Source organism: Streptomyces sp. NPDC020996 (genome assembly GCF_040641355.1).
Classification (GTDB): Bacteria; Actinomycetota; Actinomycetes; order Streptomycetales; family Streptomycetaceae; genus Streptomyces.
The window spans coordinates 20,388-32,960 of sequence record NZ_JBFADM010000007.1 but is presented as its reverse complement, the minus strand read 5'-3'; the positions used below and the strand labels follow the sequence as shown (position 1 = coordinate 32,960).

The 12,573-nt window shown below is 68.0% G+C and carries 11 protein-coding genes; 4 read left to right on the top strand and 7 right to left on the bottom strand.

Annotated features, from left to right (window positions below; genetic code table 11):
• The first annotated feature begins 159 nt into the window (after positions 1-159).
• From AB0G63_RS07635 to AB0G63_RS07625, 3 genes are all read left to right on the top strand, one after another.
• Entirely contained in the window at positions 160-1,839 is a 1,680-nt protein-coding gene (locus AB0G63_RS07635) for a SpoIIE family protein phosphatase (RefSeq protein WP_360745845.1), read from the top strand.
• A gap of 218 nt (positions 1,840-2,057) precedes the next feature.
• Positions 2,058-3,053, top strand: a complete 996-nt coding sequence (locus tag AB0G63_RS07630; protein WP_360745842.1) for a hypothetical protein — start codon at positions 2,058-2,060, stop codon at positions 3,051-3,053.
• 1,554 nt (positions 3,054-4,607) lie between these two features.
• Positions 4,608-6,221: a recombinase family protein gene (locus tag AB0G63_RS07625; RefSeq protein ID WP_360745839.1), complete on the top strand. Its 1,614-nt coding sequence runs from the start codon at positions 4,608-4,610 to the stop codon at positions 6,219-6,221.
• A gap of 64 nt (positions 6,222-6,285) precedes the next feature.
• Here AB0G63_RS07625 and AB0G63_RS07620 read toward each other — a convergent pair whose 3' ends face one another.
• From AB0G63_RS07620 to AB0G63_RS07600, 5 genes are all read right to left on the bottom strand, one after another.
• A complete protein-coding gene (locus AB0G63_RS07620) occupies positions 6,286-6,444 on the bottom strand; it encodes a hypothetical protein (RefSeq protein ID WP_360745836.1) in 159 nt (52 codons plus the stop codon).
• Positions 6,441-7,799 (bottom strand): replication initiator, encoded by a 1,359-nt coding sequence (locus AB0G63_RS07615; RefSeq protein WP_360746161.1) that lies wholly within the window; start codon positions 7,797-7,799, stop codon positions 6,441-6,443. The genes AB0G63_RS07620 and AB0G63_RS07615 overlap by 4 nt, the downstream gene beginning before the upstream one ends.
• A gap of 292 nt (positions 7,800-8,091) precedes the next feature.
• Positions 8,092-8,289 carry a hypothetical protein gene (locus tag AB0G63_RS07610; protein WP_345060559.1) on the bottom strand — a complete coding sequence of 66 codons (198 nt, stop codon included), beginning with the start codon at positions 8,287-8,289 and terminating at the stop codon, positions 8,092-8,094.
• A complete protein-coding gene (locus AB0G63_RS07605) occupies positions 8,286-9,587 on the bottom strand; it encodes an FtsK/SpoIIIE domain-containing protein (protein ID WP_360745833.1) in 1,302 nt (433 codons plus the stop codon). Before AB0G63_RS07605 ends, AB0G63_RS07610 begins: the two co-directional genes overlap by 4 nt.
• A complete protein-coding gene (locus AB0G63_RS07600; RefSeq protein ID WP_360745830.1) occupies positions 9,587-9,931 on the bottom strand; it encodes a hypothetical protein in 345 nt (114 codons plus the stop codon). Before AB0G63_RS07600 ends, AB0G63_RS07605 begins: the two co-directional genes overlap by 1 nt.
• A 163-nt stretch (positions 9,932-10,094) precedes the next feature.
• Between AB0G63_RS07600 and AB0G63_RS07595 the strand changes: the two genes are divergently transcribed.
• Positions 10,095-10,874: a GntR family transcriptional regulator gene (locus tag AB0G63_RS07595; protein ID WP_360745827.1), complete on the top strand. Its 780-nt coding sequence runs from the start codon at positions 10,095-10,097 to the stop codon at positions 10,872-10,874.
• Positions 10,875-11,242: 368 nt separating this feature from the next.
• Here AB0G63_RS07595 and AB0G63_RS07590 read toward each other — a convergent pair whose 3' ends face one another.
• Positions 11,243-11,548, bottom strand: coding sequence for a hypothetical protein (locus AB0G63_RS07590; RefSeq protein ID WP_360745824.1), 306 nt, complete (start codon positions 11,546-11,548; stop codon positions 11,243-11,245).
• Between the two features lie 313 nt (positions 11,549-11,861).
• Entirely contained in the window at positions 11,862-12,416 is a 555-nt protein-coding gene (locus tag AB0G63_RS07585; RefSeq protein ID WP_360745821.1) for an ATP-binding protein, read from the bottom strand.
• Positions 12,417-12,573: the final 157 nt, after the last annotated feature.

The following is a 12,573-nucleotide window of genomic DNA, read 5'->3' as shown; positions in this document are numbered from 1 at the left end:
TGTTCGCCTCCAGGAGGGAACGGTGTCGTAGTCCCGTAGGCTCTCAGGTCGCCTCACCGGCTGGTTCCCGTCGACCACTCGCTGCAAGGCATGGCCCACCCGGTTGAGCACCGTCGACCCCTCAGAGGGAAGTAGTTCACGCCGCGCCAGGGAGATCCAGTGAAAGACGTCGAGTCGGCGCGTACTGCCGCGTCCCGGGGAGGCGCGTCCCGTCCCGGCGCCTTCCAGGCCAGCGCGAGCATGGTGGAGGCGGGCTTCTTCTGCTGGGAGATCGCCACCGGCGAGATCAGTTGCGACCCGCTCACCCTCGCACTGCACGGCATGCCCACGGACGGCCCGTCGGACATCTCGGACTTCCTGGCCGCTGTGCACGAGTCCGATCTGGTCGATGTGCGCGACGCTCTGACACTGATAGCGAAGTCCTGCGGCAACTACCAGATCGAGTACCGCGTCACCTCCGGCGACGGCCGGCAGCGGTCCCTCGAAGCCCGGGGCCGCGTCCTGCCGGGGAGCGACGGGCTGCCGGCCCGCATGGTCGGCGTGGTCATGGACACCACGGCCGTGCACGAACGCCACGAGGCGGAGCGGCGGCGGTTCCACGAGCGGGCCACCCGCGACCGCTGGATGCGGGAGCTGACCGCGGCGCTGGCCGTCGCGGTGACGGTCAAGGACATCATGGCCGCCGCGCAGGCGGGACTGCGCACCTTCGGAGCGGACGCGCTGACGGTGGTCGCCCCGGAGGGAAACCGGCTGACCGTCGTCGCCTCGTGCACCGACGACGAGCAGAACGAGGACTGCCCGCCGGTCCTCGACGCCACGGCCCGCGCCCTCGTGGAGGAGTCACTCAACCGCCGGGCGCCCGTCCTCGTCGGCTCCGCCGACGCACTGACCACCGACTATCCGCACCTGGCGCCGCTCACGCCGCCGACCCCGCAGGCCTGGGCGGCGCTTCCGCTCACGGACTCGCGCGGCCGCGTCAGTTCCTGCCTCGTCAGTTTCCCCGAGCCGCAGGAATTCCTGCCCGAGGAGCGGGCCCTGCTGGTCGCCGCCATCGGACTGCTCTCCCAGTCGCTGGAGCGAGCCGGCATGTACGAGTCCGAACACGCGCTCGCCACCGAGCTCCAGCGTGGCATGCTGCCGCGCGGACCGCTCGCGGTGCCGGGGGTGACCATCGCCGCCCGCTACCAGGCCGCCACCTCCGGCATGTGGATCGGCGGCGACTGGTACGACGCCATCAGCCTGCCCGGCGGCGGCGTGGCCCTGGTCATAGGAGACGTGCAGGGACACAGCGTGCACGCCGCGTCCCTCATGGGGCGGCTGCGCACCGCCGTGCACGCCTACGCGAACGAAGGACACCCGCCCGCGGCCGTCCTGGAACGCACCAACCGCCTGCTGACCGAACTGAACACCGACCCGGACCGGGCCCTGTTCGCCACCTGCTGCTACCTGGCGCTCGACCCCTCCGACGGAACGCTCCAGGTGTGCCGGGCCGGTCACCCGGCGCCCGCGCTGGTCACGCCCCGCAAACGGCCGCGCCTCCTGAAAGTGCCCGGCGGCCTCCCGCTGGGGATCGACCGGGACCAGCAGTACCCGACCACCCGCCTGCGCATCGCTCCGGGCAGCGTGCTCGCGCTGACCACCGACGGCCTGCTCGAGGCCGTGAACAAGGACATCGACCAGGGCACCGAGAAGTTCCTCAAGGGGCTGCGGGGCGCGTGCACGGCAGACCTGGAGACCGTGGTCGACGACCTCCTCGCCGGCACCCGCAAGGCCCACGGCCTGGGCGACGACGTCGCCGTGCTCCTGGCCCGGCTGAACCGGCCCGACCGCCGCCGCTGAACCGGCCCCGAAACCCCCCGGCCCGCGGAGCCGCCCCGCCAGGAGCGCCGGGCGCCGGAAAAGCGAGACCTCTGTCGAACGCCGCCGACCGGCAAGGTAATTTACCTCGGTGGCCGGGACTTCCTGGTCATGCTCCTTGCGGACCTTGGGCATTGCCGCACCGGCAATGCCGCTGGATGTCGCGAATGGCAGAGAAGCACCGGGAAGCGAGCTGACGTATGGACAACTTCCGGATTCCGGACCTCTGCACACCCGTACCGGCGGCGCTCAATCCGGAACTCGCGACGGCAACGGCGGCCACCGATGCGTGGCTTGACGAGTTCGGCCTGGTGCCCACCGAGGAGGCAAGCCGGCACGTGCAGCGCACTCGGGTGGACCGGCTGACCGCATGGCTGTGCCCGACCGCCGCACCGGAGGCGCTGACCCTCATCACCCAGTGGAACGCATGGCTGTTCCAACTTGACGACCAGTTCGACGACGACCCTGTACGCGGCTACCAGCCCGAGCGGTGGCGGGAGGCGTTCGGACCGTTGTTCGCCGTCTTCGACGGAACCGTCGCGGCCGGACCGCTGACACGTTCCCTCGCCGACCTGTGGCGCCGTACGACGGCCGTCCGATCCGCCACGTGGCAACGCCGTTTCGTCCCGCACCTGTTGTGGTACTTCGACAGCTACCGGGCCGACATGATCCACCGTGAGGAAGGACGCATACCCGGTCTGCAGCAGTATCTCGCCCATCGCCGCGCCTCGTTCGCGTTCGACGCCGTCCTGGACCTGATCGAGATCGGTACCGGCGTGGACCTGCCCGACCGACTCCACGCGAACCCGGCCTTCGCGGACATGCGGGAGGCGGTCATCTACGCGAACGCCTGCATCAACGACCTCTACTCGCTGCGCAAAGAACTCGCGCACGACTACGCGTTCAACGCCGTCACGGTGATCCGTCATCACCACGGGTGCAGCCTCCAGGAGGCGGTGGACCGAGTGGCCGTGATGCAGGCCGGATACGTACAGCGCATCCTCGACCTCGAACCGGTCCTGCCGGAGCGGCTGACGCAGGCCGGCCTCGCCGACGACGTCGTCGACGACGCGCTGCGCTGCGTCAGGGACTTCCACGCGCTCACCGCCGGGAACGTCGCCTGGTCGAAGGAGACCGGCCGCTACGCGGAGATAGAGACCGAACCGACCTACCTGGCCGACTTGTTCACCCCGTAGTCCCCTCGGCCGGTGTCCAGACAACGCCGAGCCCCCTCCCGAGGTGAGGAGGAGGCTCAGCGGTTCTCCGTGTGCTTCACAAGGCCCCGGCAGGGTCAGTGGGCGTGACCACCCGGCGCCGGCGCCGCGTTCTTGACCGTCAGCGGCAGCAGCCCCTTGCCGGTCGGGCCGATCTCAGCAACCCGGCGCAACGGTCCGCCGATTCCGTTGGCGGACTGTCAAGAAGGTTCGAGCTACGTCCAGTCGGTGCAGGAGTTAAGCTTAGTGTCGCCTTCGAAGCGCGCTACCTCAACGCCAGTCTCAAAAATGCCGTACTCACTTTGGGCGGTGGTGCTGAGTGTGAGGGTTTCCCCGGAGCCCGAAGTGAGGCTGTGCCACGCCCAGGGGAAAACCTGCTGGCTTCCAACAGGCTTGCTGAGGAAACGGATCCGTACATGGTGGCCGTCGGCGGATGTGTCCGTAAGCGAGAGCGCGATCTTGAATTCCCCGTAGGGCCACCGGTCCCCTGAGGGCCGAGTCGCCCCCATGCTGCCTCGCGCTCCAGTCGTCGAGCAACTGGCGGTGCCACCTGCGACGGTGGGCGCCAGAACGGACTCCGTCCCGGGGTCGGCGGCTTGCGGGGTTGCCGACGCTTGACCAGTGAACGTGATCGTGACCATAGCCGCCGCGGCACAGGCGGCAGCCAAGCGTGTGCGAGTGCTCATCCTATTTCCCCTCCCGGTTGCCGGGCCCCGATCTCCCCCTACAGGGCGGGCCACCCGATGATCGACGCCGATGATTACCTAGACACTTAGGCAAACACAATCGGCATATTCCACGATTGACCAATATTGGCCGCTTCACCCAGCATGAGCGGATTGACTCAAAAACCCTTATAGGCGGACATCGCACCTCACTTTCTGCTGACTCATTCGTGTCCATTACGAATAGATCACCCATTCGAGGGATTGACTCAATCGTCACTGCGGACGAGACGCTCGATCGGTATCTCACCGGGGCGCCCGAGGCTGTGGGGCCGGCCCAGGTGGAGCGGCTGGAGCGGGAGTAGGAGCGGGGTCGCTCGCGCACGGCTGGCCGGACCAGCGGTGGACCCTGGCGAGAATCAAGACGCCGACCGGCTCAGTCGAGGGCACATGACTGCCGTCGAAGCAGACGCTGCGAGTCCCCCTCCAGCTCATCGGAAGGGGACTCGGACGCCTTCGCTGTCCCGCAAAAGCCCTGCAGCGACTCAGATCCACTCCACCCCTGAGTGGATGTCCGAAGCGCCTCCAGGCGCCGACAGGGGCGTCATAGGCCCGCGCTGCGCCGTCGACGGCCGCCGCACCGATGCGCCGACATCGGCCAGGGTGGCGAGAACATCGTCCTCACTGGCCCCCGCCAGGCCGTCAGCAATCCGCAAGAGACTCACTCGCGTCAGTGAGACTGACCGCTGGTCGGACCGTCCTGCTTGACCGTCAGCGGCAGCAGCTTCTTGCCGGTTGGGCCGATTTGGATGGAAGTGTCCATCTGCGGCCATATGGACACATGCCCAAAACCAGCTCTACCGTCACTGACATGGGGACACGCACACGGAAACGCACAGCGGCCGACCAGAGGCAGTACTCGGTTGAGGCCGAGTGGACTGACGCGGATCGCGCGCTCCTGGAGGAGCTGAAGGCGGCTGAGGCCCTACTGCCCGAAGACGCTCCGCGGGCTCTCTTATCCATCCGTCTGTCCGTACTGACGGACGAAACCACGTCGCCGGTGCGGCAGGAACTCGACCTTCGCATGCTGGCAAGGGAGCGAGGCTGTCGAGTCGTCGGCGTCGCTTCGGACCTGAACGTGTCGGCGACGAAGGTTCCGCCATGGAAGAGGAAGGAACTCGGGGACTGGCTGAACAACCGCTCCCCCGAGTTCGACGAGCTCTTGTTCTGGAAGCTCGACCGCTTCGTACGCCGCCTCTCTGACCTCTCGACCATGATCGAGTGGAGCCTGAAACGCGGGAAGAACCTCGTCTCGAAGAACGACAGCCTCGATCTCACGACGACCGCCGGAAAGATCATGGTCACGATCATCGGTGGTATCGCCGAGATCGAAGCGGCCAACACCTCCACCCGGGTCACCAGCCTGTGGGACTACGCGAAGACCCAGGAAGAATGGATCATCGGCAAGCCGACGTACGGCTACGTCACGGACGAGGACGACTCGGGGAAGCCCGTCCTCGTCATCGACCCCGATGCGCACAAGGCACTGCACTGGGCTCGACGCATGGCAATCCGAGGACGTTCCGCGCGGTTCATGGTGCGCTGCCTGAAGCGGTCCGGGCTCATGAGCCAGGGGCTCACCGTGGCAACGCTCCACCGCCGCCTCCGCAACCCTGCGCTTCTCGGCTACCGGGTAGAAGAGGACAAGCAGGGAGGGCAACGGCGATCGAAGGCGGTCCTCGGCAAGGACGGCAGGCCGATCATGGTCGCTCCCCCCATCTTCACCGAGGCGGAGTTCGAGACCCTCGGCGCGGCTCTGGACAAACGCAAGAAGAACCAGCCCCCGCGCCGTGTCGGCGGAGCGACTCAGTTCCTCGGCGTCCTACTGTGCGCCGACTGCAAGACGAACATGACTGTGCAGATCACGAACAACACGTACGGGACCTACCACTACCTGCGGTGCCGCAACTGCAAGAGTGGCGGACTCGGCGCACCCAACCCCGAGCGGGTCTACGAGCGCCTCGTGGAGGACGTGCTCAAAGTTCTCGGTGACTTCCCGGTGCAGGTGCGCCAGTACGCCGAGGGCGCCGAGGTGCGGCGGGAGATCAAGCGCCTTCAAGAGTCCATCGCTCTCTATATGAAGGAGCTCGAACCCGGGGGTCGGTACACGAAGACCCGGTTCACGAGGGAACAGGCAGAGGCGACGCTCGACAAGCTCATCGGGGAGTTGGAAGCCATCGACCCCGAGACGGCGAAGGACCGATGGGTCAACGTCCACGGCGGTAAGACCTTCCGCGAACACTGGCAGGAAGGCGGCATGGAAGCCATGGCCGCAGACCTGTACCGAGTCGGCATCCGGTGCGAGGTCACCCGCACGAAGGTGCCGAAGGTGCGGGCGCCGAAGGTGCACCTCCGCCTTCTGATCCCGAAGGACGTACGCGAGCGGCTCGTGATCCGAGAGGACGACTTCGCGGAAGCCTTCTGACAAGACCGAGCCGACGCACGAAAGAGCCGCCTCCCCGAGGTGTAAGGGGAGGCGGCTCCTCGTTTCAGTCGAACCACGAAGCCGGGTCGAAGGGCTCTTCCGTGCCGTCATCGTCAACGATCACGATCTCGCTCTCGATCAGGTCCACGGCCATCTCGCCACCAGCCCGAGGCAGCGACGAGCGCCGAGATTTCTGATTCTCGCGTTCGGTCGGAGCGGTCATCGGCACCACTCCCCCTCCTGCCTCCTTTCCAGGCTGACCCGTCGAGACTCGGCAAGGTCTTCGGCAACGCCGGCCGCGATGAGCGCAGCGCCCGGGGTGTGACCCGAGCCGACGTAGCGCCAGTTCCGTTCGGTGATTGCGTCGGGTATGTCGGTGTGGCCCTGGTGATGGGCCCGTTGGGCGCGGAGTGCGGCGTAAGTAGTGGAGTACGCACGGGACTTGGTGAGGATGTGTCCCCGGTAGCCAAGCGTGTGAGTCCAAGCGCGTAGGCGGAGAGACGTGTACTCGGGTAGGCCGCCGAGGCGCCAACAGGTCCGCATGAGGGTGCGGGTGTGCTCGCTCACGGGGGCCGACTCGATTTCGGCCCAGGTCGAGAGCGGGTGGTCAGTGCCGGCGCCTGTGTCGCTCGCGCCTTTGGTGACGTACTTGGCGACGTACGCGGCGACCGCGTCATCGTCAGGGCCCTCACCGTCGGTCCTCAGGGGCCGGGCGTCTTTCTGGGCGCCCCAGCGTAGGTTCAACTCGCCCACGGCGGGGCTGTAGGGCGTGCGGACCAGGACCCGCCGGGCGGAGGCGCGTACAGCGTCGATGAGCAGTTCGGTCGTACCCCAGGTCGGCGGATCGTCTCCGGGTCCGGCCGGGCCGTCGAGGCGGACGACGGCATGGACGTGGACGGCAACCCGCTTCTGGTACTCGGCGACGCGGGCGAAGGACAGCCGGGCGTGCCGGGCGAAGCGGGACTGCACCAAGCCGACCGATGATGCGAGGCGCCGTCGAACGTCGATGACGAAGCGGTCCCAGAGTTTGGAGGCATGCGCGTGCCACAGGACATGGGCGGTGTAGTCGTAGCAGTCAGGGCAGAGCGGTTGACCGACACTCGGTTCGTCCGGCGTGTGGACGAGGCTGCAGCCAAGGGGGCGGCCGTGTTCGCAGGTGCCGCCGCCGCGGCGGGGACGGCACAGCTCCGATGACCGGTGGACCGGGCCGAACGACGGGGCGGTGAGAGTGACGAACAGCCGGGGCCGGTGGCGGACGGAGTCGGGGACACTCTTGCCACCGAGGAGGCCCGCTCGGACGAGATGGAAGGTGTCTCCGGCATGGAGGCGGGAGCAGGCCGGGCAAATGGTTGCCCGACGGTTGCGGCAGCGGACCAGGAGGCGTTCGCCGGGTTCGTTGCGCGTGTCGTATTGCTGGAGGATCTCGCCGGTTGTGCCATCCACGGTGGTGGTGGAGCCAGAGAGGTGGATGGGTTGGGAGCAGCCGCCGGTTGCGGTGATCTGCTCCAGCAGGCGGGGAAACTTCGGGTCCTGTGCGAGTCGGATTGCGTCGCGGTCTGCTTCGGGGAGCTGACGCAGGCGCGCCGCGCGGTCGAGGCCGGCGCGCCGGTCAGCCGGGAAGAGGTCCGGGTTGATGGTGGTGACCTTCCGGGGTGGGCCGCCGAAGCGGCAGAGGCATGGGCGGGTGGTGCGGTGTGGGGCATGGGGATCACCTCCGTGTCGGGGGCGGGCTGGTGGTCAGCGGATGGTTCCGGTGCCCCGGCAGACGCGGCAGCGGCGCGTGCGTCCGGTCCAGGTCTTGCGGGCTCCGTCGCCCTTGCAGTGGGGGCACCTCACGCGAGGCATGGGCATTGCTGTGTGTCCCTTCGGGTCAGTGGTGGGCGAATCCGCTGATGAGCCAGGTCACGAGACCGTGGACGGTGAAGACCACCGGGGTCTGGCCGAGGTAGAGGCCGAAGAGGCCGACGCAGACCGCTTCCCAGGCGCGCACGTCGCGGGAGCGGACGAGGAGGACGGTGATGATCCCGAAGATCACCGAGAACGTGAACGCCGTACCTTCGCTGATCACTTGTCGTCTCCTTCCAGCACCTCAGGGGCGCGGCGCAGGGCGGGCAGTTCCGGTGCCGTCGCGGCGTACTTGCGCGCTGTGGAGACGGCTTCCTCGGTCGGGGTGAGGTGAGAGCGGGCGCGGCTCCAGCCGCCGTCCGGGCCAGTGCAGACAGCCACGCCGCGTTCCTCTGCCGTGATCGACTGGGCCACCGCGACCGCGTCCTTGTTCAGGTCGCCCAGGGTCATTTCGGCGGTGCCCGGGTCGTTGACGCGGTGACAGATCCGGCCGCCGAGCTGGGCGCGCAGTGCGGTGACTCCGGGGCCGAGGTCGGAGCCGACACGTTGGCCGGCGACGACCAGGTGCAGACCGAGCGCGGCCCCGAGCTGCCCAACGCGGAGCAGGAGGATGGAGCACTGTTCGGCTTCCGCCTTGCTCTCGCGAGTGCCGTCGGACAAGTACAGTTCGGCGATCTCGTCCACGATCACGACGATCGGCACCGGCCGTACCTTGTCGGGCAGTTCCCAGATGGAGCGGACCCCGGCCGACCGGCAGGCGCTCATTCGGTCCTGCATGTCGACCACGAGCGCGGAGAGCACGGCAACCGCTTCGCGTCGGCAGGTGGCCAGCGCGCTCAGTCGGTCGGCGAACAGGCCGAGTTCCATGCCGCCCTTGCAGTCGATGCCGACCAGCGCGACCGGCTGCGGGGCGAGCTGAGTGATCAGCCGGGCCAGCAGCGTGGACTTGCCCGAGCGGGTGGCACCGGCGATGAGCCAGTGCGGGACCAAGCGCAGGTTCATCACCCAGGCGCCGCCGCTCTCCATGACCCCGATGAGCGCCGACAGCAACTCGGCCGGAGCAGACGCTAAGCCGGGCCGCTGAAGGGGATCCGTGGCCGTCGCCGTCAGCAGGACGAGCCCACGTTCGGGCGAGGTGACCCGGACCGCGTGGACCTTCCACGCGTGCACGAACGCGTCAGCGGCCTTCAAGAAGGTCGCCGGGGTCTGACCGGCATGAAGTCGGACCAGCACTGTCAGGCTCATGCGTGTGGCGCGCGGGAAGGAAATCCGCGGGGCCACCGGTCGCAGCGCGTCACCCTTGACGACCAGGTCACCGAGCAGCCCGCGCGGCGGACGCTTGGACACAGCCAGGTCATTGAGCATGGCGACCTTGCGCCAGGTGAACACGACCCGACAGGCAGTGGCCGGGTAGCCGATCAGGTACCAGTGCCAGACGGGGCGGTGCCGGCGAACCAAGTCACCGACGACGAGCCCCCACGCCAGCACGGCCAAGCCAAGGGCGAGCAGAAGGGGTCCCATCAGGCGTCACCACCCTTGGTGTGCGCCGGACCGGTCACGGGGGTGATCGCGTCGGCGCGGAAGCTGACGCCGTGCCGGTCCCCCATCGACCACATGAACGCAGTCAGGCCGGTGACCTTGACGATCTGCCCTTCCTCGATGCCCTTCGGCTGACCGCTCACGGCGATCTCGATGACGGAGATCCGTCGTCCGTCCTGCCGCACGGTGACGGCCACGGTCCAAACCGGGTTGCCGTCCCGGTCCCTCTTCACCTCCTGCGTCTCGGGGTTGCTGATCTTCGCTTCAGGCGCGATGGCGCACCGCAGTACGCCCAGCCGCGCCGTGTCCACGGGAATGGACTGCATTTCGTTGGCCTCCCTGGCCAGTCAGGACGCCAGCAATATGCTGACGTCACTTGTCCTAACGAGTGACGACTATGAAGTCCTGTACGGCGATAGCGCAACTACTTATGCTGACGAGTGATGTCGCGCGTGCGACGTGCCTATGACTTCATCCGGAGATGACCGAATGTCGGAGATCCAGCGCCCAGGAGCCCTCTACCAGCAGGTTGCCGCCGCGATCCGTGCGGCGATCCTGTCCGGCGAGTTCGCGCCCGAGTCCCTGCTGCCGTCCGAGGCCCAGCTCATGGCCCGCTACGGCGTCTCCCGGCCGACCGTCCGCAACGCAATTGCCGCGCTGCGGGCCGAAGGGCTCATCGACGTGCGGCACGGCAAGGGCAGCTTCGTACGCTCCAGCGGACACCCCGTCCTCACTGTGGAGCGCCGCATCAGCCGCACGGCGGAGGGCACGTTCGTGATGCCAGGCGGCGACATCTGGCAGGAAGCCGAGGAACCGAGCACCTACCGCACCCACACCAGCAGGGACACCGGCTGGCTCCTCCAACTCGGCGAGGAAGAGGCAGTGTTCGGCTGTGACCGGCTGCTCACTGACCCAAGCACCGGGACACGCGCCATGCACCGCATGTTGATCCCGTTCGAGGTCGCCGAGGCTGTACCAGCGCTTGCCAAGGAGCCGTGCCAGCGCCCGACCGAGGTCTACCGGCATTTCGCCGAGGACGGCCACAAGCTCACCTGGACCGAAACCGTGCGTGCCCGCATGCCCCTGCCTGATGAGCGCACCACTCTCCAGCTCCCGGACGCTACACCGATCCTGCACGTCAGCCGCGTCACGCACGGCACCGACGACCGGCCGCTGATCCTCGAAGAACTGCGCTTCGGCGCCGACCGGGCCGAACTCGCCTACCGGATCACCGCCGACAAACAGCCCGCACGACGCCCCCGCGCCTGAGCGCCGACAGCGATCGGTCGAAACTGCCTTCACTTCCTCAAGGGCGCGCCTGCGGCGCGCCGGGGCGCCCGGCCGCCCCGGCCGGGCGTGCGGCGTGGACGCCGGTCCCGTCCGGTCGGCTGGCGCCCCCGCCTGCAGCACGCCCAAGGAGTCGAGGCGTCGACCGACCATCGGTGCCGAACCTCGGGCGGTACCGGCCGCAACGATCAAGAACCGGGAAGCGTGCTTGCTGCCGGTGGATGGCTGAGCGAGACACACACGTGCCAGCTCGTTCGCCGCACGGCATCGTCGTGGCTGACTGTCTGTGGCTGAGGCATCGAGCAGGGGAGTCGCCGGCCTTACGCAGACTTCACCAGCGGAAGCACCCGTCATGCTGCACCGCCATCGCTGTCCGCGCATGCCTCCAAGAGTTCAGCGAGCTGGTCTACGACGCCCGGCCAGCCCGTCAGTCGCACCACCCCGCGGCCGTCCTCGTTCGTCGACGCGGCGGCCCGCACAGCGGACAGTTCCAAGCCCACGCCCAGAAGTGCGCGGTTCAGCCGCTCGGCAACCTCACGCGCCTCACGCCAACCGGAGATGTAGTCCACCCCGGGCGCCCAGAGTCCCGAGTCCGCTCCCGGCAGATCGAGACCATCGTTCAGCCAGCCCTCACCCGAGCCAGTCACCTTGCCCACCTCTGCCCTGATCTAGGTAACGGATCATCAACTTCCTTGGACCAGGGCCAAAACGCAGCACGGCGGCCCCGGTACCATCAGGCACCGGGAACCGCCGTGTTCCCAGCCGGGCCACCCTTCGCTTTCCAGGGCTGACGGGGTGGCCCGGCCTATATGGGGATGTGAAGCGCGGACTCTCGCTCGGGAGGAAAGCCCCCGGGCCGTCCGAGAGACCGCGCCCCTTCGGCCGGAGTGGTCAAGCTCCGACCATGACCGGGCCGCCGCCCCACTCCTGATCGCGAGGGAGTTGGCAGGGGCGGCGACCCGGCGTCTGTCAGGCCGAGCAGACGGCCGACTGGTCAAGGTCGAATCGGCACCACACGGTCTTGCCGCCTCGTTCTTCCGGCGACCACCAGACCGATGTGGCGAGCCGCTGCGCGATGAGCAGCCCACGACCGTTGTCCGGCAGTGCCGCTTCCGACAGCTCACCGACCAGCGCGGCGGGGAACATGTCACCCGCCGGAAGCAACGGGGGCGTCGAGTCCTCGTCGCCGACCCCGATGAAGACCCACTTCGGGTACTTCTTGAAGGTCACGTCAATGCGGCGGCAGCCACCGGGCCGGGCGAGGTGACGATCAGGAACGGTGTGGTTCACGACGTTCGCCACCAGTTCCGAGACGACCAACTGCGCGTCGTCGACGAGTTCACCCGCACCGACACCGCGCAGGAACACCGCCGTCACCTCACGCGCGACCCGCGCGGTGTTGCCGAATTCGGCGAACAGGGTGACTGCCAGAAAATGTCCGCCTGCAGCCGGATCCGGCGCTGCGAACCAGTGAGCGTAGGCGTCCAGCTCCCCGCTCAGATGCTTGGTCTTTGCCGCGTCCATCGCGTCCCTTCCCAGCTCTCGCAGCACCGATTGCGTTGCGCAAGCCAGTACACGGCTCTGGACCGGCGACCGGGAGGGTCCGTCGAGGGGTTCACGTGAACACCGGCAAAGGACGAGGGAGTTCATCAATGAACCCCCAGCCCGAAACTGCTGTGAC